The organism is Paenibacillus aurantiacus, assembly GCF_042431225.1.
Taxonomy (GTDB): Bacteria; Bacillota; Bacilli; order Paenibacillales; family Paenibacillaceae; genus Paenibacillus_Z; species Paenibacillus_Z aurantiacus.
Window position 1 is genome coordinate 63,390 of sequence record NZ_JBHMDO010000010.1, and the last position, 22,970, is coordinate 86,359.

At 56.0% G+C, this 22,970-nt stretch carries 27 protein-coding genes; 2 read left to right on the forward strand and 25 right to left on the reverse strand.

Annotated features, from left to right (window positions below; all coding sequences use genetic code 11):
* Positions 1-20: 20 nt before the first annotated feature.
* The 25 genes from spoIVB to ACFFSY_RS05325 all read right to left on the reverse strand — a co-directional run bounded on the left by spoIVB (position 21) and on the right by ACFFSY_RS05325 (position 21,034).
* Positions 21-1,346 carry a SpoIVB peptidase gene (gene spoIVB / locus ACFFSY_RS05205; protein WP_377490917.1) on the reverse strand — a complete coding sequence of 442 codons (1,326 nt, stop codon included), beginning with the start codon at positions 1,344-1,346 and terminating at the stop codon, positions 21-23.
* Between the two features lie 123 nt (positions 1,347-1,469).
* Positions 1,470-3,170 (reverse strand): DNA repair protein RecN, encoded by a 1,701-nt coding sequence (recN, locus tag ACFFSY_RS05210; protein WP_377490920.1) that lies wholly within the window; start codon positions 3,168-3,170, stop codon positions 1,470-1,472.
* A gap of 34 nt (positions 3,171-3,204) precedes the next feature.
* Positions 3,205-3,654 (reverse strand): transcriptional regulator AhrC/ArgR, encoded by a 450-nt coding sequence (gene ahrC, locus ACFFSY_RS05215; RefSeq protein WP_377490923.1) that lies wholly within the window; start codon positions 3,652-3,654, stop codon positions 3,205-3,207.
* Between the two features lie 21 nt (positions 3,655-3,675).
* Positions 3,676-4,143, reverse strand: a complete 468-nt coding sequence (locus ACFFSY_RS05220; protein WP_377490926.1) for a hypothetical protein — start codon at positions 4,141-4,143, stop codon at positions 3,676-3,678.
* Positions 4,144-4,384: 241 nt separating this feature from the next.
* Entirely contained in the window at positions 4,385-5,203 is an 819-nt protein-coding gene (locus ACFFSY_RS05225) for a TlyA family RNA methyltransferase (protein WP_377490929.1), read from the reverse strand.
* Between the two features lie 15 nt (positions 5,204-5,218).
* A complete protein-coding gene (gene dxs / locus ACFFSY_RS05230) occupies positions 5,219-7,117 on the reverse strand; it encodes a 1-deoxy-D-xylulose-5-phosphate synthase (RefSeq protein ID WP_377490932.1) in 1,899 nt (632 codons plus the stop codon).
* A 112-nt stretch (positions 7,118-7,229) separates the two neighbouring features.
* Positions 7,230-8,141, reverse strand: a complete 912-nt coding sequence (locus tag ACFFSY_RS05235) for a polyprenyl synthetase family protein (RefSeq protein WP_377490935.1) — start codon at positions 8,139-8,141, stop codon at positions 7,230-7,232.
* A 2-nt stretch (positions 8,142-8,143) separates the two neighbouring features.
* Positions 8,144-8,389: an exodeoxyribonuclease VII small subunit gene (xseB, locus tag ACFFSY_RS05240; protein WP_377490938.1), complete on the reverse strand. Its 246-nt coding sequence runs from the start codon at positions 8,387-8,389 to the stop codon at positions 8,144-8,146.
* Positions 8,390-8,393: 4 nt separating this feature from the next.
* Entirely contained in the window at positions 8,394-9,746 is a 1,353-nt protein-coding gene (gene xseA, locus ACFFSY_RS05245; protein ID WP_377490941.1) for an exodeoxyribonuclease VII large subunit, read from the reverse strand.
* 7 nt (positions 9,747-9,753) lie between these two features.
* Positions 9,754-10,614 carry a bifunctional methylenetetrahydrofolate dehydrogenase/methenyltetrahydrofolate cyclohydrolase FolD gene (gene folD, locus ACFFSY_RS05250; protein ID WP_377490944.1) on the reverse strand — a complete coding sequence of 287 codons (861 nt, stop codon included), beginning with the start codon at positions 10,612-10,614 and terminating at the stop codon, positions 9,754-9,756.
* Between the two features lie 72 nt (positions 10,615-10,686).
* Positions 10,687-11,139, reverse strand: a complete 453-nt coding sequence (gene nusB / locus ACFFSY_RS05255) for a transcription antitermination factor NusB (RefSeq protein WP_377490947.1) — start codon at positions 11,137-11,139, stop codon at positions 10,687-10,689.
* A gap of 122 nt (positions 11,140-11,261) precedes the next feature.
* Positions 11,262-11,492, reverse strand: coding sequence for a DUF2273 domain-containing protein (locus tag ACFFSY_RS05260; RefSeq protein ID WP_377490950.1), 231 nt, complete (start codon positions 11,490-11,492; stop codon positions 11,262-11,264).
* Positions 11,493-11,503: 11 nt separating this feature from the next.
* Positions 11,504-12,061, reverse strand: coding sequence for an alkaline shock response membrane anchor protein AmaP (gene amaP, locus ACFFSY_RS05265; RefSeq protein ID WP_377490953.1), 558 nt, complete (start codon positions 12,059-12,061; stop codon positions 11,504-11,506).
* Between the two features lie 103 nt (positions 12,062-12,164).
* Positions 12,165-12,572 (reverse strand): Asp23/Gls24 family envelope stress response protein, encoded by a 408-nt coding sequence (locus ACFFSY_RS05270; protein ID WP_377490956.1) that lies wholly within the window; start codon positions 12,570-12,572, stop codon positions 12,165-12,167.
* Between the two features lie 261 nt (positions 12,573-12,833).
* The gene (accC, locus tag ACFFSY_RS05275; RefSeq protein ID WP_377490959.1) at positions 12,834-14,201 is read right to left on the reverse strand and encodes an acetyl-CoA carboxylase biotin carboxylase subunit; all 1,368 of its coding nucleotides are present in this window, start codon (positions 14,199-14,201) and stop codon (positions 12,834-12,836) included.
* Positions 14,202-14,259: 58 nt separating this feature from the next.
* Positions 14,260-14,757 (reverse strand): acetyl-CoA carboxylase biotin carboxyl carrier protein, encoded by a 498-nt coding sequence (gene accB / locus ACFFSY_RS05280; protein WP_377490962.1) that lies wholly within the window; start codon positions 14,755-14,757, stop codon positions 14,260-14,262.
* Positions 14,758-15,051: 294 nt separating this feature from the next.
* Positions 15,052-15,711 (reverse strand): SpoIIIAH-like family protein, encoded by a 660-nt coding sequence (locus tag ACFFSY_RS05285; protein WP_377490965.1) that lies wholly within the window; start codon positions 15,709-15,711, stop codon positions 15,052-15,054.
* 45 nt (positions 15,712-15,756) lie between these two features.
* Positions 15,757-16,407, reverse strand: coding sequence for a stage III sporulation protein AG (spoIIIAG, locus tag ACFFSY_RS05290; RefSeq protein ID WP_377490968.1), 651 nt, complete (start codon positions 16,405-16,407; stop codon positions 15,757-15,759).
* A gap of 40 nt (positions 16,408-16,447) precedes the next feature.
* The gene (gene spoIIIAF, locus ACFFSY_RS05295) at positions 16,448-17,179 is read right to left on the reverse strand and encodes a stage III sporulation protein AF (protein WP_377490971.1); all 732 of its coding nucleotides are present in this window, start codon (positions 17,177-17,179) and stop codon (positions 16,448-16,450) included.
* Between the two features lie 27 nt (positions 17,180-17,206).
* Positions 17,207-18,436: a stage III sporulation protein AE gene (gene spoIIIAE, locus ACFFSY_RS05300; RefSeq protein WP_377490974.1), complete on the reverse strand. Its 1,230-nt coding sequence runs from the start codon at positions 18,434-18,436 to the stop codon at positions 17,207-17,209.
* The gene (gene spoIIIAD / locus ACFFSY_RS05305) at positions 18,433-18,837 is read right to left on the reverse strand and encodes a stage III sporulation protein AD (protein ID WP_377490977.1); all 405 of its coding nucleotides are present in this window, start codon (positions 18,835-18,837) and stop codon (positions 18,433-18,435) included. Before spoIIIAD ends, spoIIIAE begins: the two co-directional genes overlap by 4 nt.
* Positions 18,838-18,869: 32 nt before the next feature.
* Positions 18,870-19,073, reverse strand: a complete 204-nt coding sequence (spoIIIAC, locus tag ACFFSY_RS05310) for a stage III sporulation protein AC (RefSeq protein WP_110043494.1) — start codon at positions 19,071-19,073, stop codon at positions 18,870-18,872.
* Between the two features lie 15 nt (positions 19,074-19,088).
* Positions 19,089-19,607: a stage III sporulation protein SpoIIIAB gene (spoIIIAB, locus tag ACFFSY_RS05315; RefSeq protein ID WP_377490980.1), complete on the reverse strand. Its 519-nt coding sequence runs from the start codon at positions 19,605-19,607 to the stop codon at positions 19,089-19,091.
* Positions 19,600-20,607, reverse strand: coding sequence for a stage III sporulation protein AA (spoIIIAA, locus tag ACFFSY_RS05320; RefSeq protein WP_377490983.1), 1,008 nt, complete (start codon positions 20,605-20,607; stop codon positions 19,600-19,602). The genes spoIIIAB and spoIIIAA overlap by 8 nt, the downstream gene beginning before the upstream one ends.
* Positions 20,608-20,767: 160 nt before the next feature.
* A complete protein-coding gene (locus ACFFSY_RS05325) occupies positions 20,768-21,034 on the reverse strand; it encodes a YqhV family protein (RefSeq protein WP_377490986.1) in 267 nt (88 codons plus the stop codon).
* A 225-nt stretch (positions 21,035-21,259) separates the two neighbouring features.
* Here ACFFSY_RS05325 and comA point away from each other — a divergent pair, with 225 nt between their 5' ends.
* Both comA and ACFFSY_RS05335 read left to right on the forward strand, forming a co-directional pair.
* Complete coding sequence (gene comA / locus ACFFSY_RS05330; RefSeq protein WP_377490989.1) at positions 21,260-22,126, forward strand: phosphosulfolactate synthase; 867 nt, start codon at positions 21,260-21,262, stop codon at positions 22,124-22,126.
* A gap of 69 nt (positions 22,127-22,195) precedes the next feature.
* Positions 22,196-22,879: a 2-phosphosulfolactate phosphatase gene (locus ACFFSY_RS05335; protein ID WP_377490992.1), complete on the forward strand. Its 684-nt coding sequence runs from the start codon at positions 22,196-22,198 to the stop codon at positions 22,877-22,879.
* Positions 22,880-22,970: the final 91 nt, after the last annotated feature.

Consider the following 22,970-nt stretch of genomic DNA (forward strand, 5'->3'; position numbering starts at 1 on the left):
AAAAACAAATCCTAAGGGGCTTAAGCCGCCTTAAGATTTGTCCCCTCCGTCTTGAGCAATATGCCCGCGTCTTGCAGCATCCACTCAATGAAACATCCATATCCTGAAGTCGGATCGTTGACGAACACATGCGTCACCGCGCCGATCAATTTTCCGTTCTGAATTATCGGACTGCCAGACATCCCTTGAACGATGCCGCCCGTCTGCTCGATGAGCCGAGGATCCGTAATCTTAATGACCATGCCTTTCGTAGCGGGTGACGCTTGTTTCGTGACATGCACGATCTCCACATTGAATCGTTCGACCTTCTGACCGTTCACGACAGTGAGCAACTGCGCCGGTCCTTCTTTTACCTCTTCCGCGAACGCGACCGGTAGCGACTGTGAATCATAGCTGTGCGTCGGTTGCTCGCTCATTTTGCCAAATATCCCAAACGGTGTGTTCCGTTCGATATTGCCAAGTACTTTGCCTTCTTTGACGAAAGTAGCTCGCTTCTCCCCTGGTTCGCCATTTTGGCTCTTGTTAATCGAAGTAACATGCGACTGGAGAATTTGTCCTTCTCCAACTTCAATCGGCGTTTGCGTGTCCATGTCGGTAATGACATGACCTAAGGCGCCATATACGCCTTGATCCGGAGCATAAAACGTAAGCGTTCCTACGCCTGCCGCCGAATCGCGAATGTACAGTCCTAACCGCCAGGCTTGGTCCTCGGCATCGAAAACCGGGTCGAGCTTTGTGTCAAATGTACGATCACCGCGTTTCACTGTAAGTACCAGCGGCTTCTTGGCTTTGCCTGCTTGCTCGGTAAGATTGGCTACCAGCTTCACTTCGTTTACGGACTTCCCGTTAATATGCGTGATAAGATCACCTAGCTGCAAATTGGCGAGTTCACCGGGCGAAACCTTTACACCTTTGGAGGAAACCACTTGATGATGGCCTACGATCATGATGCCGGCTGACTTTACTTTGACGCCAATCGTTTGACCGCCCGGTATAACACGAAGATCAGGCACAACGTTTACTTTCACGGTTTTGAATGGTATTTTGCCGAATAACTTCAACTTCATCGTCGTTTCGCCGCTGTGTTCGGTCTGCAAAGACAACGGCTTGTTCAAATCAACTGACAACGACCGGCCTTTTGAACCATTCACGTGAAGGATCGACGGGTCAACAGTTACTTGTGCATGGACAGGCATGCCATAGTCTAACTGTTTCAACTGGCCGGAGAACAAACGAAGTTCGTTCGGGAATGCGGCGAAATGTTGAAAGGGGGAGGAAAGACCAAGCACGCAAACGAAGAATACGAGAACAAGACCGAGCCACCGCTTACGCTGATTGGCATTCAATGACTTCACGCTCCCTGTGCATACTTTCGCTTGACGAGAAAGGCGTTCGCCATTTGCGTACTTATAAGGTAACCCTGCCCCTAATGTTTTATGTCGATAAAAACATTCCCTGAAACCCTTTCACTACGCGCCTTTCTGTTGTCTGGCCAAGTCGAGCATTTCCTGCGCATGGTGCCTTGTTTTCTCTGTGACCTCCACGCCGCCGAGCATGCGAGCGAGCTCTTCAATGCGGGTGACGAACTCCAACTCGGTTACATTCGTCGATGTCCGTTCGGCGACGATCGACTTGCGGATTTCGTAATGATGGTCGGCCATACACGCCACTTGCGGCAAATGCGTAATGGAGAACACTTGGCATTGACGCGACAGACGCGACATCTTCTCTGCGATCGCTTGAGCGGCACGGCCGCTAACACCGGTATCGACCTCGTCGAAAATAAGCGTCGGAACTTGATCGATCGATGCGAATATCGTCTTAAGCGCCAGCATGATCCGCGACATCTCGCCGCCCGAGGCGATTTTGTTCAGCGGCTTCAGCGGCTCGCCCGGATTCGGTGCGATCAGAAAAACAGCTTCATCTATACCGTTGTGAAGCAGCTTGTACTTATCGCCGACCTTGTGCATGAGAAGCTCGACCCTAAACGTAGTCCGTTCCATCTGAAGCTGGCGCAGCTCGGATTCAATGGCGGCCGCGAGCTTATGTGCAGCACCGCGGCGCAGCTCCGATAACGACAGGCCGAATCTCACCGCTTCCTCATAATGAAGCTCCTCTTCCTTGCGGAGACGTTCAATATGCTCGTCCCGGTTCTCCATCTTGTCGGCTTCGTGCTGTATCCGCTTCAAGTAAGTTAAAATATCCGGAATTGTCTCTCCGTACTTGCGTTTGAGGCTGTGAATGAGATCAAGCCGATCATCAATCTCGGCGAGTCGTTCCGGATCCGACTCTACACCGTCGCGATAGTCGCGCAATTGGAACGCGGCATCCTCCAGCTGGTAAAAAGCGGACTGAACCTGCTCCAGCAGGGGGTTCAGCACTTCGGGATCATAATCCCGTATATCATCAAGCCGAGAGATCGAACGGCTAATCGCGTCAAGCCCTTTGTTGCCATACAGTAACGCATAGGCTTCAGATGCGGAATCTCTGCGCTTTACGGCATACATTAGTTTTTGCTTCTCTTCCTGAAGCGATTCATCTTCTCCTGGCTTCAGCTTCGCTCCGGAAATTTCTTCGATTTGGAACCTGTACAGATCCAGCATCTGCATGTTCTGACGCGATGAATCCTCCAGCTCCTTCAGCTTATGACGCGCCTCATCATATTTGCGATGGGTCTCCTTATAGCGTGCGATAAGTCCTTCGACGCGTTCGCCGGCATATAAGTCAAGCCAGTCCAAATGTCGCTCCGTCTTGAATAACGACTGATGCTCGTGCTGACCGTGGATATTGACAAGGAATTCGCCGACTTCGCGAAGCATGGACATCGTGACGATCCGGCCATTAATTCGGCTCACGTTCTTCCCTTGTGCGGAGAGCTCGCGACGAACGACCAAACCTTCCTCCGACGACGCTTCGATCCCGAATCCATGAAGCGTTGACCAGACGGGATGAACAGCCGGAAGCTCGAACATCGCTTCGATCTCGGCTTTATCGCAGCCGTATCGGACCATATCCGACGACCCTCTGCCCCCGACAATTAGGGACAGCGCATCGATGAGAATCGATTTGCCGGCGCCAGTCTCCCCCGTCAGAACATGAAACCCATCGTGGAACCGGACCGATACCGATTCAATAACAGCCAAATTACGAATAGATAATTCGCGAAGCATGCAGAATTCCTCCTTGTTAACGGTGGCCTGATAATTAGTTCATATAAGCGAGCATGCGCTCGATGACGTCGCCGCTCTGTTCCTTGGACCGGCAAATAATAAGAATGGTATCATCGCCGCAAATGGTGCCCATCACTTCGTTCCACTCCATGTTGTCGATCATCGCGCCGATGGCGTTTGCCGTTCCCGGCAGGCATTTCATGACAACTAAATTCTCCGTGGAGTCGATATGAAGAAAGTGATCCGCCAACGCCCGCTTCAGCTTGTGGACCGGGTTCATGCGCTGCTCTTGCGGGAGTGAATAGCGATAGCGTCCATCCTCAGCAGGCACCTTGATCAGTTGTAGTTCCTTGATATCGCGCGACACCGTAGCCTGGGTCACTTGGAGCCCGGCTTCGCGCAGCGAGTCAACCAGTTCCTCCTGGGTTTCGACGATGCTGCCCGTAATAATCTCTCGTATTTTCATATGACGAACACTCTTCATGGTATCCTCCTATATTGACGCCTACTGGTCTGGAAAATGGAACGTAATCATTCTTACCGTTCGTTCGCGCGCGTTCACGTAAACCACGCCTGACGCCTCCGGAAGCAGCAGCGCATACACCAATAGCTTGTCTCTCAACCCGCTGCCTGTCCATTCCAGCGGCATGCGCTCTCGTGCCGTCTTCACAATATAATGCTTCCCGTCTTTCTCCGCGATCATGTCGATGAACAGCCTGCTCTGCAGCTGCTCGCCTGTATCAATGTCTATATGGATTGGGACCTTGTATCGCCCGTATGTAACGTCGAAGCCTTCCTCTTCCAGCAGCTTCACATGCTCGTCCTCGTCATCTACCTCTTCCGCCCGGCTAAGCAGCACTTCGGAATGCATGGAAGGCGGCTCATGCAGCCAACGATAGAAGAGCCGATAGAGCAGCAGGACAATTAGCACAACCGCGACCAGCATGACAAGCCAGTCTCCGTATTTCCCCAAGCCGATCCCTCCGTTCGCTCTTCTCCTGTCCGTTCTGTTCGAAAAGCGGTTTGCCCGCTTGGCCGCAGCATGATGCAGAATAGGTAACGTAGGAGCCTGAGCGAACAATGCGACGCATTTACGAACGCTTGTTTGCTTTTTCAGTTTATCAAATATTTGCGCCCGTGCAAAGGGGAACAAGACGAAAAAGTCTCTCAAGCATATGCATCGCTTAAGAGACTCATTCAAGCCAATCTGTATCTTATTTAAAGGTCGTTCCGGCTTCGGCTACGACCGCGGCGATCTGGTCGTCACCAGGCACGCTATCAACCGGAGCCCCGCGCCAAACCCAATGCGCCAAGAACTCCACATTCCCTTCACCGCCCGTAATCGGCGAGAACGTTAGATGACGAAGCTCGTATCCAGCGGCGGCGGCAAAGTCGGTAATGGTTCGCAATACCTCTCGGTGGACCGCCGGCTCTCGTACGACGCCTGATTTCCCGACTTTCTCGCGTCCCGCCTCGAACTGGGGTTTGATCAACGCCATGACCCCCGAACCAGGCGCGAATAACGTGCCGAGCGTAGGCAAAATCAGTTTGAGCGAAATAAAGGAAACGTCGATCGTCGCAAACGTCGGCACCGGACCTTTCAAATCCTCTGGCGTCATGTAGCGGAAATTCGTCCGCTCCATCACATTGACGCGTTCGTCTTGGCGGAGCGACCAGTCCAGCTGATTATAACCGACGTCGATGGCGTACACATAACGTGCGCCGTTCTGCAATGCGCAATCTGTAAATCCCCCGGTCGACGACCCGATATCCAACATGACGACATCGTTCATATCCAGGCTGAATGCGCGAATGGCCTTCTCCAGCTTCAATCCGCCGCGGCTAACATAGGGATGCGGCGCGCCTTTGACTGTAATCGATGCGGTGCGCGGCACTTTCATGCCGCCCTTCTCCACCCGTTCCCCATCCACGAGGACAAGACCTGCCATTAGAGCGGCCTTTGCTTTCTCGCGGCTTTCGTAATAACCCTGTTCAACAAGCAAAATATCGATTCGTTCTTTCCCTGAGGTCATGCTACTCTCCCGCTCTTATGCCGTTCCGTTCGCTCGCTGCCGCAATACCGGCTTCAATGCGCGCAGCTCCTTGCAAACGCGTTCTGCCGTAAGTCCCGTCTCTTGGCGCTGTTCCTTGATGGAACCATGCTCAACGAAAACATCCGGGACGCCGATAATCCGAATATTCAAGCCGCTGATGCCGCGCTGCGAGTAAAATTCGAGAATCGCGCTGCCGAGACCGCCTTGCTCGGATCCCTCTTCCAGCACAATTATGCTCAAGCCTTCCTTCGCCAGCTGCAGCAGCATCGCTTCGTCAAGCGGCTTGATGAAGCGCGCATTCACGATTCGCACATTCTGTCCTTCGCGCTTGAGCTGATCTGCCGCTTCCTCGGCGACTTGCACCATCGGGCCGATGGCCACAATGACGGAGGAGTCGCCTTCGCGCACGGTCTCCCACGTGCCGATCGGAATCGGAATCATTTCCTTCTCGATCTCCACGCCGACGCCGTTCACGCGCGGATAACGGATTGCGATCGGTCCATCATTGTAGTCGACGGCCGTCTTCATCATCCGGCGCAGCTCGTTCTCGTCCTTCGGCATCATGAGCACCATATTCGGCACATGGCGCAAATAAGCGATGTCATAGACGCCATGGTGCGTCTCGCCGTCCGGACCGACAAAGCCGGCGCGGTCAATCGCGAAGATCACGTTCAGATTCTGCCGGCAAATATCGTGAACGACTTGGTCGTACGCCCGCTGCAGGAAGGTCGAATACACTGCATAAACCGGCTTCAAGCCTTCCATTGCCAGTGCCGCGCACAGCGTGGCCGCATGCTGTTCGGCGATGCCAACGTCGATCATGCGCCCCGGGAACAGCTCGGCGAACTTCAGCAGTCCAGATCCGCCCGGCATGGCCGGCGTAACGGCGACAATGCGCTTATCCTCCATAGCCAGATCAATCAGCGCTTCGCTGAATACTTCCGTATACATCGGCGGTCCGACCGCTTTCAATACCTGTCCCGATTCAATCTTATAAGGCGAAATTCCGTGCCACTTATGCGAGTCCTTCTCTGCCGGGGAGTACCCTTTTCCTTTTGTCGTCACGACATGGACCATTACCGGACCTGACGCATTCTTCGCTTGTTCCAGCACATCAAGCAGCTGCGGAATGTCATGTCCGTCAACCGGTCCGAAATACGTAAAGCCGAACTGTTCGAACAAAATGCCGCTGACGAGCAAATATTTGACGCTGTCCTTCAGTCGTTCAGCCGTCTTGGAAAGCGTCCCGCCGATAGCTGGTATTTTCTTCAGGAACTGGTTCAACTCTTCTTTGGCCTTCTGGTAATGACGGTCCGTGCGGATTTTGGACAAGTAATGATGAAGCGCGCCGACGTTCGGGGCAATGGACATCTCGTTATCGTTCAGGATGACGAGGAGATTCTTCTTCTCATGCCCGATATGGTTGAGTGCTTCCAACGCCATGCCGCCCGTAAGCGCGCCGTCGCCGATCACGGCAACGACTTTATTCGTCTCGCCCTTCAAATCGCGCGCCAGCGCCATGCCCATCGCGGCCGACAACGACGTGCTGCTATGTCCCGCTTCCCAGACGTCGTGCTCGCTTTCGGAACGCTTGACGAACCCGCATAGACCTTTATGTTGCCTTAACGTGTCGAATTGGTCTTTCCGGCCAGTCAATATTTTATGGACATACGATTGATGTCCGACATCGTAAATAAATTTATCCGTCGGGCTGTCGAAAAGATAATGCATCGCAAGCGTTAACTCGACGACGCCCAGATTTGGAGCAAGATGACCACCCGTAACGGAGAGCTTCTCGATTAGAAAAGAGCGAATCTCAGCGGCAAGCTCATCCAGCTGCGGAACGGTTAAGGTTTTCAAATCTTTAGGCCCGTTAATATGTTCGAGCAACACATTCATTTCCTCGCTTTCATTGCAGGCGGCTACCGGTTCTCGATTTACGTCTGACTTTGTGACACATTATATCACAGTGTTACAAAATCCCCAATATGTTAGCCGTTAGCAGTTAGTGGTCCCGCCGCATCAAGTAATCCGCGATGTCGATCAGCCGCTCGGGCGATGTCAGGTTGGCTCTTGCCAGCGCCTCTTTCGCTTCCAGCGTCAAACGTTGTACAAGTGCCGTACTCTCCTCGAGTCCAATTAAGTAAGGATAGGTGACTTTTTGCTGATCAACGTCGCTGTTGACGGGTTTGCCGAGCTTCGCTTCATCGCCCGTAACGTCGAGAATGTCGTCTTGGACTTGGAACGCGAGCCCCAGCTTGCGGGCGAATTCGCCCACGGCCGTCAGCTGCGCCGCGGAAGCCCCGCCAACCCTTGCTCCCGCAGTCACGGAGAACACCATTAGATCGCTCGTCTTGCGAAGATGGATATATTCAAGCTCTGCAAGCGAAGTAATCCCCTGCTCGCCCAGAATGTCCGCCGCCTGACCGCCCACCATGCCCGGTGCCCCTGCGAGCAAAGCTAGGTCCGACGAAATCGCCAGTACCGTCTCGGCAGGCACGCCCAGCTTCGCTGCTTGAGCTACTGCATAGAACGCATGCGTCAGCAGCCCGTCGCCCGCCAGAATCGCCATCGCTTCGCCGAACACCTTATGATTCGTCAGCTTGCCGCGGCGGTAATCGTCATTGTCCATCGCAGGCAAATCGTCGTGAATCAAGGAGTACGTATGAATCATCTCGACGGCGCACGCAACCGGCATCGCTGCTTGGCGAAGCGGCTTGCTGCCGTGCACCGCTTCCGCCGCGCTTAGTAAGAGCGCGGGGCGAAGCCGCTTGCCGCCGGCTTCCAGCGAATACATCATCGCTTCGCGCAGCGTGGCCGGCACGCCGAGCTCGGATGGGAACGAATTGCCAAGCGCTTCTTCCACCTCGGCCGTCACGGTTTTCAAATATTCCTTGATCGAAATCGAAACGCTCACGTCTAATCCCCTCTGTCTTCGTTTGCAGGCGCAAACGGTTTTTTCTGAAGACCGCTTTCACCCTCAATCAGCACCTCGATCTTGCGTTCTACCTCTTCGAGCTTCGAGCCGCACAATTGGGAGAGCTTCATGCCTTCTTGAAACAGCTCGATCGCGGTTTCGAGCGGAACGTCACCGTTCTCCAGACGTCCTACTATTAATTCTAACCGTTCCATCGCTTCTTCAAAGCTTACTTGCTGTTCTTCCATATGCTCACGATTCCCCTTTCATCGACCATACCTGGCAATCCAGCTGGCCATCGGCTAATTTCACTTTCACGATATCGCCTGGCTGCACGTCCTTGATCGATTTCAAAAGCTGCTTCTCCGCCTCATCGTAGACCAGGCTATAGCCGCGTGACATAACCTTAAGCGGACTTAAGGCATCCAGTTGTTTCATCGCCGACACCAGCATCAACTGACGCTCTTTCATCGTGCTGTTCATGGCGCCTTCCATACGGCGGGTCAGCGCTTCGACGCGCTTGGCTTCAATCGCCACGCGCTCACCCGGGTGGGCCGAGGCCAGCTTCGCCTGGATTCTGAGCCATCTCTCTCTGCCTCGTTCCGCACGGCGCACGGTGCGCGCTTCAAGCCGCTCTTTCAATCGGTCGAGCCGTTCGGCTTGCTGTAGCAAATATCTGCGCGGATTGACGAACACCGGCGATCGCCGCAGCCTTGCGAGCCGCTCGCCTCGCGATCTAACCGCGGACTTCAAAGCCTGCGCGAGCCTCGCGTTCATCTGCCCGAGCTGCGTGCTTAATTCTTGTACGTTCTGCACGGCTAATTCCGCCGCCGCAGTAGGCGTCGCCGCCCGAAGATCAGCAACGAAATCGGCGATCGTGAAATCTGTTTCATGACCGACCGCGGAAATGACCGGTATCGTCGACGCCGCGATGCTGCGGGCGACGCGTTCATCGTTGAACGCCCACAACTCCTCTAACGATCCGCCGCCGCGCCCTACAATTAATACGTCGACTTCCGCCAATCGGTTCATCGTTTCAATCGCGTTAACGATGGCCGGTGCCGCGCCAGTCCCTTGGACAAGAACAGGAAAAAGCAGCACCGGCACGGAAGGGTGGCGGCGCTGCAGCGTGATGATAATATCGCGGACGGCTGCGCCGGTCGGAGATGTTATAATGCCGACGGCCTTCGGAAATTTCGGGATGGCCCGCTTACGGGAGACGGCGAACAAGCCTTCTTCCTCCAGCTTCCGTTTCAACTGTTCGTAAGCCAAATATAAGCTGCCGATCCCATCAGGCTGCATCTGCATCACGTAGAACTGATAATTGCCGTCCCGTTCATAAACCGAGAAGTTGCCGCGCGCCAGCACCTTGGCGCCTTCCTTCGGTTTGAAAGGAAGACGCTGGTTATGGGAAGCGAACATGATGCATTTAAGCCGGCTGTCGGGATCTTTCAGCGTAAAATACATATGCCCACTGGAATGGTGCGTAAAATTGGAAATTTCGCCGCGTATCCAAACGTCGCCCAGCACATTGTCCGATTCGAGCTTCATTTTGATGTAACGCGTGATCTCCTTAATTGAATACACTTTCGCATCTTGTTTCATGGCCGAATCACGCCTTACGCGCCGCCGAAGCTTTCGCCGCCTTCAGCGTGTTGGCCAGGAGCATCGTAATCGTCATCGGACCAACGCCCCCGGGTACCGGTGTAATGTAACCGGCTACGTCCTTCGCCGTCTCGAAATCCACGTCGCCGACAAGCCGGTTGTCCGCCAAACGATTAATGCCAACGTCGATAACTATCGCGCCCGGTTTGACGTAACTGGCGCCGATCGCTTCCGGCTTACCGATTGCGACGACGAGGATATCTGCCGTACGGGCGATCGCTTCCATGTCCGTGGTACGTGAATGGCAAATCGTGACGGTTGCGTTCTCACGCAGCAGCAGCATCGAGACCGGCTTGCCCACAATATTGCTCCGGCCGATCACGACCGCATGTTTGCCCGCAATCGTATTGCCGCTCCGTTTGATTAGTTCGATGACGCCTGCCGGCGTGCAAGGAAGAAGACTGTCGTCGCCAATGACCATATTGCCAACGCTAACTGGATGGAACCCGTCGACGTCCTTCTCGACGCTAATGGCATCGATGACTGCCTTCTCTTCAATATGCGAAGGAAGCGGCAGTTGTACCAATATGCCATGGATACTCGACTGGTGGTTTAACGTATCGATCAGCGCCAGCAAATCTGTCTGGGAAGTCGCGCCATCAAGACGGTGTACTTCCGAGTAGAAGCCGAGCTGCTCGCACGCCTTCGCCTTGTTGGAGACATAGACTTGCGAAGCTTTATCCTCGCCTACAAGAATAACCGCGAGTCCTGGTACGATTCCGCTTGCCGCCAGTTGAGCCGCTTCCGCCTTTAGTTCCGCACGAATCTCATCCGAAATTATTTTCCCTTCAATACGCTGTGCCGTCACGATGTTCCTCTCCCTTAATCTGATATCGTCGTCCGCGTGTCTCCTGTCAAACGAGAAGCGTAAGGGCTCCCCTTACGCTTTTGGTTTCAACTCATCAAGCGCCTGCAGCAGCTTGCCCAGTACGCCGTTCACGAATTTGCCCGACTCGTCCGTGCCGAAATGCTTCGCCAGCTCGATCGCTTCGTTGATCGCAGCTTTCGGCGGCACATCGGTCCGGAATACCATCTCGTAGGCGGCAAGCCGTAAAATTTGCCGATCGACGCGAGATAGACGGTCAACCTGCCAGCCTGTCAAATAGGTTTGGAGCATATCGTCTATCGCTTGTTTATGTTCAATGACGCCGTGAACCAATTCACGCACGTAGACCTCGATGGCTGACATGTCCGCGGCGGATGCGCCGATTTCGTTCTCATCGTTGCGTGCTTCGTCCGCCAGCATGTTCACCGCGTCCGCGGCCGTAACCTCGTTCATTTCCATATGGTACAAACTTTGTACCGCAATTTCCCGTGCAAGCCTTCGTTTCATAGGTCCTCCCTAACAATGGTCTATCTTGACGAGCCTGTCACGCTCTTCATAAAAATATGATCTCCTCCCTGCCCCGAACGTCATACTAGCCGTTCGTCCGGAGTACGGAGGAGATCATAACGCTATTTAAATGGTCTCCATCGCTGCATGAGCCATTCCGTTATCCGACCCCAAGGAATAAACGGCCCGCTCCCCTCGTCCTTGCTCTTGCCGACCGTATAGCCGATGCAGAGCAGGAGTGCGAAGAACAGCATGTCCCAAAAACCGACGATAAAGTAGAGAATGCCAAGTATGATGCCGGTCGCAACTCCCGTTATGCGCCCCCCGTAGGTTTCCCAAATCTCTCTCCGCATTGACGATCCTCCTATTCCACGCGGGGTTTCACGCTGGACGTCTGGATGATGTTCGCAACGAATACGGATACGTCAGCAACCGGTATCCCCGTAATCTCTTCAATGTGAGTTTTGACGGAGCGCTGAATCTCTTCGGTCAACGTAGGAATCGAGCTTTCGCCGTCCACGATCGCGCGGATCGTCACATCTACGCCAGCGTCCGTCAGCCGGATGCGGACACGCAAATCCTTCACGCCGCGCTGGCGTCCCGCTGCCTTCAGCACCAGATTCTCGACCGTTTCGATCGAAATGCGGATATCGCCGAATTCGGTACGCTGATCAATCGACATCGCCGAGGCGGCGCCGCGCTTGAGCGATACATAGAAGAAACGCAGGCTAATGAGAAATACGATAGCCGAAACGATGATGACCGCGGCTTGAATCGCCTCATTCCGGTACAGCTCGTTCACTCCATCGCTTAGCCATTCCTTCGGCAGCCATTTGAACCCGGCGCAGAAGGCAAGGACGGCGATCGTACCGACCGCAAGGCTGTAGATGAATAACAGCAGCTTGTCCAACATTCTTATCACGAGCAGATTCCTCCTTGTGGCCGGACTGAATAAAAACCCCCTGGCGCCGAGCGGCAAGCCCATCCACAGGGGGTTTAATATCTAATTGGTCCAAAATGACCGATTACTTCACGCGGTGCGCCGTCTCTTCCTCTTCCGGTTTCTCCGCCGCCTTAAAGTGAACGTCATGGATATGTACGTTGACTTCGACAACGTGCAATCCCGTCATCATCTCGATGGAACGCTTCACGTTGCGCTGGATCTCCGAAGCAATCTCAGGAATACGGTTACCGTATTCGATAATGATCGAGACATCGACGGCCGCCTCGCGCTGTCCGACTTCGACCTTAACGCCTTTCGCCAAGTTCTTGCGTCCAAGCAGCTCGGTAATGCCACCGGCAAAACCGCCGCTCATGCCCGCTACGCCGGGAACTTCGATCGTGGCCAAGCCAGCGATCACTTCAATGACTTCGGGTGCAATCTGAATCGTGCCCATGTCTGTCTTCTCATAATCTGCCGCAAGCGTGCTCATGGTCTTCTTACACCTCCCGTAAAGTAGCGTACCAACCGGCCCGCAGCCGGAAGGGCTCATCCGCTTCCTATTCTTATACTATAGCATTCGGCGGGAATTATGACAAACCTTCGGGGACAAAGAATAGCGTATTCCCCCAATAAGGTTGAACCCACAGTGCGCCGACATGTTCGTTTCGCGACAAGAGGGAGCGCGGACGCTCCCTCCGTTCAAGTCCGTGTCCTCGAGCGAAGCTGTTAGCAGGCTATTGCCTGCTGACAATCACGCTTCTTCGGGAGTTGGATTATTGACGTCATGTTCTTCCAGAAATTTGATGTCGAAATTCCCTTTCAGGAATTTCGGATGATTCAGCAGCTTCAGATGGAACGGAATCGTCGTCCGGATACCGTCGATTGCGAATTCGGACAGCGCCCGCTTCATCCTCGCAATCGCCTCGTCGCGCGTCTCTCCCCATACGATCAGCTTCGCGATCATCGAGTCGTAATGCGGCGAGATGGTGTAGCCCGGATAAGCGCCGCTGTCGACACGTACGCCTAGACCGCCCGGCGGCAGGTAGAAATCGATTTTGCCTGGAGACGGCATGAAATTGCGCTCCGAGTCCTCGGCGTTAATGCGGCATTCGATCGCCCATCCGTTGATACGAAGATCTTCCTGCTTGAACGAGAGCGGATTGCCCTCGGCGACAGAAATCATTTCTTTGATCAAATCGACGTTCGTGATCAATTCCGTAACCGGATGTTCGACCTGAATACGCGTATTCATCTCCATGAAGTAGAAGTTGCCGTCTGGCCCAAGCAGAAACTCAAGCGTGCCGGCTCCTGCGTAGTTAACGGCTTGCGCCGCGCGTACGGCCGCTTGTCCCATCCGCTCGCGGAGCGCCGGGGACAGAACCGGACACGGCGCTTCTTCGACAAGCTTCTGGCGCCTGCGCTGCACGGAGCAGTCGCGTTCGAACAGATGGACCGCGTTGCCGTGCTTGTCGGCCATAATTTGAATTTCGACGTGTTTCATGCCCGTCAAATACTTCTCCAAATATACGCCGGCATTGCCGAATGCCTTCTGGGCTTCCTGTTGAGCGGTCGTAATCTGCGAAATCAGCGCGTCTTCGTTCTCGGCGATACGAATGCCTTTGCCGCCGCCGCCCGCTGTCGCTTTGATAATGACCGGATAACCGATCTCACGCGCGACACGGACTGCTTCGTCCATATCCTCGACGAGGCCGTCGGAGCCTGGAATAACTGGAACGTCCGCTTCCTTCATTGTAAGTTTGGCTACCGCCTTGTCGCCCATCTTCGTAATGGCTTGCGGCGACGGGCCGATGAAGGTGACGTTGCATGCCTCGCAAATTTCTGCGAAATCGGCGTTCTCCGCCAAGAATCCGTAACCTGGATGAATGGCGTCGCATTCCGTTAGCGTCGCCACGCTCATAATGTTCGTCAAGTTCAAGTAGCTGTCCTTGGAAGCCGTCGGTCCAATACAGTACGCCTCGTCCGCCAGACGAACGTGGAGGGACTCTCTGTCCGCTTCCGAGTAGACCGCGACCGTCCCGATGCCGAGTTCACGGCAAGCGCGGATAATCCGCACCGCGATCTCACCGCGGTTGGCGATTAAGATTTTGTTGAATTTCACGTAGTAGAGCTCCTTTCGTGCGCTTTGTTCAGGCTACGCCGTCCTGCGGCTCGCCTTCCTATTCAGGTCTGACAAGGAACAAAGGCTGCCCGAATTCGATAAGCTGTCCGTTCTCGACGAGTACCTCGACGATCTCGCCTTTCACTTCCGCTTCCAGCTCGTTCATCAGCTTCATCGCTTCCAAAATACAGACGACCGTCTTCTCGTTGACGCGGTCGCCCACGCTGACGAACGGCGGGTTGTCCGGCGAGGAAGCACGGTAGAACGTGCCTACCATCGGGGATACGATCCGGTGGAGGTTGTCCGCTTGCGGCGCAGCTTGCGCCGTGGACGGCTGGGCAGCAGGCGCGGCTTGCGGCGCGGCAGCCGCAGGCGCCGCGACGGCAACGTGTGGCTGCGTATATGTAGGTACCGGGGCGGTCTGCACGTTCACCACTTCGGTTTTGCCTGGCTTGCGAATAAGCAGACGCGTGCCCTCGTTTTCGATTTCCAGCTCGTGTACGGACGTTTGATCGACCAGTTTGATCAATTCTTTAATCTCGTTCAGCTTAAACATGACTTCACTCCTAAAAGGTTTCTGTGCTGCCTGAAGGTGTCCCGAAATGGGGAAACCGGTTCCGAAAGCACCCGCGCGAAAGATGCCGCCCGGTCCAGCTTGAAGTGTTGCGATCCAAGCCATAACAACCGGGTGCCCAGGGCGGATGCCAAAAGTTGCACATAACAGAGTTATTATAGCATAAACGCTTCTGAACACGAACTTAAATATTTACATGGACGAAATACAGGAAGCCCCCTGAACGGATCGACTCGACCGGCACAGAGGGCTTGCCCGCGCGCAGCGCGGTTATTTCTATTGTACGAATTGCACTGAGACCTGCTCGGCCTTCAAGTTGAGCGCGCCGACAACTTTGACAAGAATATCGTCCGCTTGGCTTCTGTCGACTTTCTCGCTTTTCACGACTACTTTGTATTTATCGCCTGCTTGCGGCGTGATAATGACCGATTTGTACGTCTTGGTCAGCTCTTCCTCCAAGCTTGTTACCTTGGTGTTCTTCTCTTCCAGCTGGTCGAGCTGGTCCATCGCCTGCAGCGCGGAATCCGTATTTTGCTTCGTATCGCCGAGCGCCGCCATCAGGCGCGATTCTTCTTCGGCGTTCGCTTGGTCGCGCTTCAGCTGCAGCTCATCGAACACATTGCTCGCCAGCCCTTGTTCCGCCACCTGCTCCAGCGCCTTGGCATCCGCTTCTTCCGCCGCTTTCGTATCTTGCGCCGTCATCTTGCCGTCCGCAGCGCCTTCCTGCGTCACTTCGTTCACGACGAGCTCATCGTTTTTCGCACCGCCGCCTGCCGTCACTTCCGTCGCGCCGTCTACTGGCTGCTCCTGCTTCGTCCCATCCGTCAGCAAGTCCGGAGACGTGCTGACATCTTCGGTGAACAGATAGTATGCGGACAGAATCACCATTAAGCTGAGCATCGATACGAGCCACACCGTTTGTCTCTTCGTATTCATGAACCTTAGCCTCCCTTATACTTGTCCTTGTTTACTTGTCCTATCTTATGACGCATGTTTGCGAGGAATGACAGAAATATTGTTTTGGGGCACATCGAGCCCTTTCTGGACCGCGTCCAGGAGCAGCCTTCGGACGGTCAAATTCTCCGCCCCCTTCGCGACGATCATCACGCCGCGGATGCGGGGCTTTATTGTCTTCACGATAAACGGTTTCTTACCGTCTGCCGTCTCATAAATGACGATCGTACCGTCTCTCGTAATCGAGGTGATGTTCCGGCTGCCGCCGTTTTTGTCCTTCTCGCTCGTGACGTCTTGCGATTCGCTTTCGTCCCGACCGGGGACACTCTCTTCGGTCGAATCCACCGTGACGAACACGTCGACTTCGCCGACCCCCACGATTTTCTCCAAAATGTCTTTCAGCCGGCTCTCAAGCGGCCGCTCGATCGCATCGAAGGGCGTTTCTTCGCCGCCACCGCCGCCTAGAAACGCAGCTTGGTCCCCCCCGGAAGCGCTCTGGGGCGCCGGGTCTGCCTCGAGCGTCGTATCCACCGTGCGCACGGTCAGGAACGAGTTGAACAGGACCAGACCGATTCCGATCGCGCCGATCAGCAGCAGCCACCGCATTGTTCTCACGCGCTTCTCCCCTCCCGGGCCACCGCCGACGAGCTTCTCGAACCCTTCCAGCCATTTGGCCACCGTAAACACTCCTTCCCGCATTCCTTGCGCCTTCCCCGCCTCAGCTTCGGATAGGCTCGAGGCCGCTTATGCTCACAATCTTGGGGGGCACGCCGAATCCGTCGCTTAGGGCCTGGCGCACTGCTGCTGCGCGCTGCTGGTCCACGGGAGAGAACGTTTCGACCGCTTCTTGCCGCTCTTCCCCCTTATATTCGCTTCCCTCATCCGCCACGTTATCCCCGTTCACGCCGATCTCAACGGATTTCACCGCGTCTACTTCCACCTCTCCGATCGGATGTGCCGCGCCTTCGCCGGAGCTCCCCGCTTCTTGAGGCGGGAACAGCGCGACCGCCACCGACGCAAGTTCTGGCTCTTTCGACGAGCTCCCCCGGTCCAAGCTTACCTTCACGCGTTCGACGGCAAGCCCCGTCTTCTTCGTGATCTCCTCCGCCATCGCGGCCGCAAGGTTCTTCTCTGTCAGCGCCGCCGCGGCGTCCTCCTGCTTGCGCTTCATCTCTTCGGCGTCACGCTGGATGTCCTGCAGCGTCGGCATCTTGTATTTGTTGTCCGGCGCGCTGGTCAGCCAAGCGTCGAAGCTCTCGTGCAGCTTCGTGCCGAAATCCCCTTGAAGCACGCCCATGATCGGGGAGAGGATCGTCAGCAGAATGATCAAGCCGGCGACTAGCCGGACGTAACGCTGCATCGCTTTATTCGGAAGAAGCAAGTCGACGATGCCGGCCAGCAGCACGACGGCGATGATCTGCCTCAGCCAGCCGGCCAGCCAGTCCAACATGACGATCCCCTCCTTTCCTACTTGCGGTCACCGCATCATAATGGCCGCATTGCCGGCGGTTAGAATAATCGTCACGGCCAGAAAAAACATAAGCCCGACCGCAGCCAGCGCGGCGAAAACGTAAATGAGCGTTTTGCCGATCGTTTGCAAACAGCCGACGATCGGACTGTCGCCGAGCGGCTGCATCACCGCCGCCGATACGTTGTAGATTAAGGCCAGCGTCAATATTTTGATCGCCGGAAACGCGCAGAGCAGAATGAGAATGATGACACCGGCCAGACCGATAGCATTCTTCACAAGCAGGGACGCCGACATGACCGTATCCGCCGCATCCGAGAACGTTCGACCGACAACCGGCACGAAATTGCCGGCAACGAATTTGGCCGTTCGCATCGTCACCCCATCGGTCACCGAACCCGTCGCGCCTTGGACCGAGATGACGCCCAAGAAGATTGTCAGCATGATGCCCATCAGTCCGACCGCGAAATTCCGCAGCACGTTGGCCAGCTGCGTCACCTTGAACTTGTCCGTCACCGCGCTTGCGATGTGCAGCACCGCCGAGAAGAACAGCAGCGGGAATACGATCGTGTAGATGACGGTCCCCACGGCATGAATCATGAAAATGATCAGCGGGTGCATCACCGTTACCGTAACGACGTTCCCCATGCTGGCGAGCAACGCCAACAGAAGCGGAATCATCGCCATCATGAATTGAATCATCCCGCTGATGGCATCCTTCGCGTAGCCGATCGCCACGTTGAAGCTATTCACCGCGATGACGATCATCACCATATAGGTGATGCTGTACGCCACTTTGCTGACCGTGTTGCGCTCGAACGCCGTCTGCAGCGTTTCCAGAATCATGCTAAAGACGGTCAGCAGCACGATTGTCACGAGCAGCTTGCCGTTATATAGCACTTCGTGCAGCACATATTCGAACAACCCCCGGAGCACCGTTGTTAACTTGAGGCCTTCGCCGCCGGGGATGATCATCTCCATAAAGCTCGGCACTTCGCGGTCCGGGAACAATCCCCCGTATTCCGCCATCAGTTTGTTCCAATACGATTCGACCGCCGCCGTGTCGATGCCCTGAAGTTCCTCTTCCGAAAGCTCTTGCGGGCCGATCTCCTTCGCGGCGTCATTCGGTCCTTGCTCTGGCGAAGCAGCTGCCGGCGCCCCCCAGGCCGATGGGCTGCAAGCGCCTAAGATCACGACCAGCAGGATCAATCCGGCGAACACCCTGCATAAGCGCCTCATCCTTGACCACTCCCTGCCGGCAGCAGGCCGATAACCGTCTCAACGATGACGCCGATGATCGGCACGGCCATCACAAGAATGAGCACTTTGCCCGCAAATTCGATCTTGGATGCCACGCTCTCTTGTCCCGCATCCCGGACGATCTGGGCGCCGAACTCCGCGATGTACGCGATGCCGATGATTTTCAGAATCGTCTTTAAATAAATGGAAGGGATGCCGGACCGCTCGGCGAGCGATTCCAAGACCGTAATTACGGCTTCGATTTTGCCGATCATGTACAAAAAGATGAAAAGTCCGGTAAATGCGGCCAAGAGAAAGGCAAACATCGGCTTTTGTTCCCGAATGACGAGAATGAGCACGGCCGCAATCAAACCGAGTCCGACAATTTGAATGATTTCCATCCGGGTTCACCTGCCTAGTCTGCCGTTATCCGTCATTGGAACAGAAAAATCGTCTTGATCTCTTGAAACAGATCATTCAGCAGCCGGACGACCATGAACAGCACGACGACAAATCCGATCAGCGTTACCCAATGCGCCATGTCTTCCTTGCCCATCTGCTTCAGCACCGTATGAATCATCGCGATGATGATGCCGATGCCCGCGATCTGGAATATGGCGCTAACATCAATGTTCATCCCTGCGGCACCCCACTAAACGATCAAAATGACGACAAGCGCGGCAACTAGGACGCCGAGGCTCTTGCTCATCTTCTCATACCGCGCTTGATCGTCTCTCGCCGCCTCCTCTTCCGCCTGCAGCTGCTGGACCGCAAGCCGCAAATGTTTGATTTGGTCGTCCCGGTCGCTAATGCCAAGCGAGGACCCAAGACGTATGAAGGCGGCACGCTCCGGTGCTTTCATCGCGGTGTGCGGCCAATGGAAGACAGCCGCCTGCTCCCAGCACTCCCGGAAGCTGTATTCCTTGTCCGATTGGAGCGTGTCGCTAACGGTTCGAAACATGGCGCGTATCGCGCCCTGCATATGTTCAGCGGTGCGCGCGACCGCCTCGGGCAGAGGCGTGTAGCCGTAGCCGATCTCCGTCTCGAGCCGCTGCAGCGCATGGATCAGCTGCCGAATATGGCGCGGGCGATTCGCGAATCGGGAGGCCTGCTGGAAACCGATCATCGTGCCCGCGAACAGGATAAGAACCGCGCCGATCATTTTAACCATGCGCGTTCCCTCCCGCCGGCGCCCGCTCCAGGGGCGACGGACTTCGCGCCGCCGGCAATGCGCGCACAACCCGGCTTGACAGCCCGTCCGAGCTCTTGCGCAGCTCGACGCACACGTCGAACGCGCCCGCCGCCAGCAGACGCCCGATCGCCGGACGTCCTCTGGCTTCCTCCAGATCTTTGGCATGCGCGGTCGCAATCACCGCAATGCCCGCATGACTCGCATCCAGTATCGCTTCGGCATCCTCCGGTCGGCCGATCTCATCGACGATCAGCACATCCGGCGACATCGAGCGGAGCATCATCATCATGCCTTCGGCTTTTGGGCACGCGTCCATCACGTCGGTTCGCGGCCCGATGTCGAAGGTCGGTACGCCTCGCACGCAAGCGGCGATCTCGGAGCGTTCGTCCACGATCCCGACTTTGCGCCCTTCCCAGCCCGCCGCTGCAGCATGGCCCCAGAGACCTGCGCTAACCGCGCGCGCGATATCGCGCACCAGCGTCGTCTTGCCCTGCTGGGGAGGTGCCACGATCAGCGCGGGCAGCACGGAACGACGGTTGAAATCGAGCAGCTTCGGGAGAAGCTTGGCCGATGCGCCAATGACTTCCCGAGCGATCCTAATGTTAAAGGCGCCGATATCGCGGATGCCCCGGACATGTCCGCCTTCGAGAACCGTTCGTCCGGCGATCCCGATCCGGTGACCGCCTGCGACGGTAATGTAGCCTCTTCGCAGTTCTTCCTCCATCGCATACAGCGAATAGTTCGTCACGCGCTCCAATAGCTTCCGGCATAGATCGCCGGTTGGCCGGTACGCGCCATCCGGTCGCGACATCGGCGTGCCATCAGGCGCAATGTACCGGAAGCCGCCGTCGAAGCCGATCTCCAAGGGGCGGCTTTCCCGAATGCGGATCTCTTCCAGCTTGTCTTTCACGTGATCCGGCATTCGTTCTAGCACAGCCGCAAGCTCCCCCGGCAGCAGATGCACGACGCGTGTCAGCATTTCGTTCGTCCCTCCCGATCCAATCTAGCCGCGATGCGCATCGCGCATGCCCGCTTCTCTTGCTTCCCCATCGTATGCGGACAACCTGCTGGTTATGACACCGGCCTGTCCGCCCGCCGCGACCGCAAGCGGCCTCCACGTCAACCAGAGGAGCCGCAAGCTATTTTTTGAGAATCCCGATTAATAGGCATGCAATGCCCGCCACGATCCATGCCAGCTTGGACAACGACAGCTTATCGGACATCCCAACCAGCCCGATCGTCGTCGTGGCAATAAGAATAAGCGGACCGACAAAAGCAAGCGACGAGTTGACGACGAGCGCCTTGTCGATCTGATTCAGACGCAGCATGAGCAGCGCCGCGCATATTTCGATCGAGCCGGAAATAATGCGCAGCGTCGCCATACTAAGCACGATTTTATTGATCACAAGCCGTTTCCTCCTCTCCTATCTCTGATTCTGCCAAACTGGTATTTCGCTATCGGTTGTCGCGTTCTTAATAGAGTGTATGCGTGCTTGTCTGCTCTTCATGCCGATTTTTGTCCACCTTGCGACCAGTTTGTCCATGCGGGCACACGCCCGGAAGACGATGCATAAGATGCTCATGTCTTTGGAGCAAGAGGAAGAGAGTTTTTTAAGCGAGGAGAATGCTGCATGAACGAATTGACGCGAAAAATATGGCCGCCTGCCCTGCTGGATCCGAGCGGTCTTCGCGAAGCCGGCGCGCAGGCTGCTCACAAGCAAGGCGCGGACCGTACGAGCGGACGCGGCCAAACGATGATTATCGATAAAGGGCTTGGGCGTCACGGGTTCGCGGATTTATTGGAGACTGTCGGCGATTATATCGATTGCATCAAAATCGGATTCGGCACAGCGCCTCTCTCGAAGACCGAGCTGCTCCTCCACAAAATCGAGCAGGCAAAGCTGCGCGGACTACTGATCATGCCGGGCGGAACGCTGCTCGAAGCCGCGGTCAGGCAAGAGGTCGTTCCGGAGTTTTTCGAAGCGGTATGCACGCTGGGCTTCAACGCCATCGAAGTGTCCGACGGCACGATCGAGCTGAACCGCAGCTTGCGGACTGCGCTCATCAAAGAAGGACTCCGTAACGGACTGCGTGTCGTAACCGAGTATGGCAAGAAGCTCTCTGGTTCGCTCGTCGACGCCGCCGACCTGGCCGAAACGGCAGAAGCCGATCTGGCCGCCGGCGCGGATCACGTTACCGTGGAGGCCCGCGAGTCGGGCGTCGGCGTTGGGGTGTTCGACGAACATGGCAACTGCCGGGAAGATATGCTCGAAGGGATTTGCCGATTCGTCTCGGACCCTAGCCGGCTGATGTGGGAGGCGCCGCTGAAGCACCAGCAGGTGCTGCTGCTGCAAATTTTCGGCGCCGGCGTCCATCTGGGCAATATTCCACCAGGCGACGCGCTCGCGCTCGAGACAATGCGTCGCGGACTTCGATCGGATACATTCGGCTTCGGACAACTGTCCGACTATCGGAAAAGGATCGAGTATATGATTTAGATGCCCGTAAACCGGGCGATAGAGGAAGGCGGTCTAAGTAGGATTATGCACATTGAAGTGGTATCTTCCGTGAATGAGGCTAGAGAAGCACGGCTTACGCAGCGAACGGCGATCGTCATCGACGTGCTGCGGGCCACGAGCACGATCGTGACTGCCCTTGAGGCCGGCGCAGCCGGCATCATGCCTGTCGAGACGGTACTGGAAGCCAGAGCGCTGCAGCGTCCGGGCGACGTCATGGCCGGCGAGCGATTCTGCCGCAAGATCGCAGGGTTCGATCTGGGCAACTCGCCATTCGAATTCACGCCCGATGCGGTGAAGGACCGCCGTATCATCTTGACGACGACGAACGGAACGCGCGCCCTGCACAAGGCGCTGCGCGCCGATTATGTCTTGGCCGGCTCGCTGCTGAACGCGTCGGCTTGCGCCAAGGCGGCCGCCGATTTGCGCCGTGACGTGGTCATCCTCTGCGCGGGCAGCCACGACGAATTCGCGATCGAGGACGGCCTGTGCGCCGGGCTCATCATCGACCGTCTGCAAGCGCTCGGCATCCCGACGGAGACGAACGATTTTGGCGCGGCCATGCGCGGCTTCTACCGGGATTCCCGCCCGTTCTTGGCCGAGACGATGCTGCAAGGCGCTACGGGCAAACGGCTTCTGAAGCTGGGCTGCGCACGCGAGATCGAACGCTGCGCGCAGGTCGATGCCAGCGAGGCGGTGCCGCGGCTGCAGGGCGATACGCTCGTGATAGGCTGACGAGCTGACATATCCTCATGGCTTGTTCCATACAATCTACTAACGCACGACGCATGCCTGCCGTCAGCCGGCAGGTCAAGCGACATTCGTA

Bases quoted from the DNA above. Each gene is read 5' to 3' on its own strand.
- spoIIIAF (WP_377490971.1), bottom strand. From the start codon at position 17,179: ATGTTGGACTGGCTGGCCGGCTGGCTGAGGCAGATCATCGCCGTCGTG.
- ACFFSY_RS05260 (WP_377490950.1), bottom strand. From the start codon at position 11,492: ATGCGGAGAGAGATTTGGGAAACCTACGGGGGGCGCATAACGGGAGTT.
- ACFFSY_RS05225 (WP_377490929.1), bottom strand. From the start codon at position 5,203: ATGACCTCAGGGAAAGAACGAATCGATATTTTGCTTGTTGAACAGGGT.
- spoIIIAD (WP_377490977.1), bottom strand. From the start codon at position 18,837: ATGGAAATCATTCAAATTGTCGGACTCGGTTTGATTGCGGCCGTGCTC.
- nusB (WP_377490947.1), bottom strand. From the start codon at position 11,139: ATGAAACGAAGGCTTGCACGGGAAATTGCGGTACAAAGTTTGTACCAT.
- ahrC (WP_377490923.1), bottom strand. From the start codon at position 3,654: ATGAAGAGTGTTCGTCATATGAAAATACGAGAGATTATTACGGGCAGC.
- spoIIIAE (WP_377490974.1), bottom strand. From the start codon at position 18,436: ATGAGGCGCTTATGCAGGGTGTTCGCCGGATTGATCCTGCTGGTCGTG.
- ACFFSY_RS05285 (WP_377490965.1), bottom strand. From the start codon at position 15,711: ATGAATACGAAGAGACAAACGGTGTGGCTCGTATCGATGCTCAGCTTA.
- spoIIIAA (WP_377490983.1), bottom strand. From the start codon at position 20,607: ATGCTGACACGCGTCGTGCATCTGCTGCCGGGGGAGCTTGCGGCTGTG.
- comA (WP_377490989.1), top strand. From the start codon at position 21,260: ATGAACGAATTGACGCGAAAAATATGGCCGCCTGCCCTGCTGGATCCG.
- spoIIIAB (WP_377490980.1), bottom strand. From the start codon at position 19,607: ATGGTTAAAATGATCGGCGCGGTTCTTATCCTGTTCGCGGGCACGATG.
- ACFFSY_RS05270 (WP_377490956.1), bottom strand. From the start codon at position 12,572: ATGAGCACGCTTGCGGCAGATTATGAGAAGACAGACATGGGCACGATT.
- xseB (WP_377490938.1), bottom strand. From the start codon at position 8,389: ATGGAAGAACAGCAAGTAAGCTTTGAAGAAGCGATGGAACGGTTAGAA.
- xseA (WP_377490941.1), bottom strand. From the start codon at position 9,746: ATGAAACAAGATGCGAAAGTGTATTCAATTAAGGAGATCACGCGTTAC.
- spoIIIAC (WP_110043494.1), bottom strand. From the start codon at position 19,073: ATGAACATTGATGTTAGCGCCATATTCCAGATCGCGGGCATCGGCATC.
- recN (WP_377490920.1), bottom strand. From the start codon at position 3,170: ATGCTTCGCGAATTATCTATTCGTAATTTGGCTGTTATTGAATCGGTA.
- accB (WP_377490962.1), bottom strand. From the start codon at position 14,757: ATGTTTAAGCTGAACGAGATTAAAGAATTGATCAAACTGGTCGATCAA.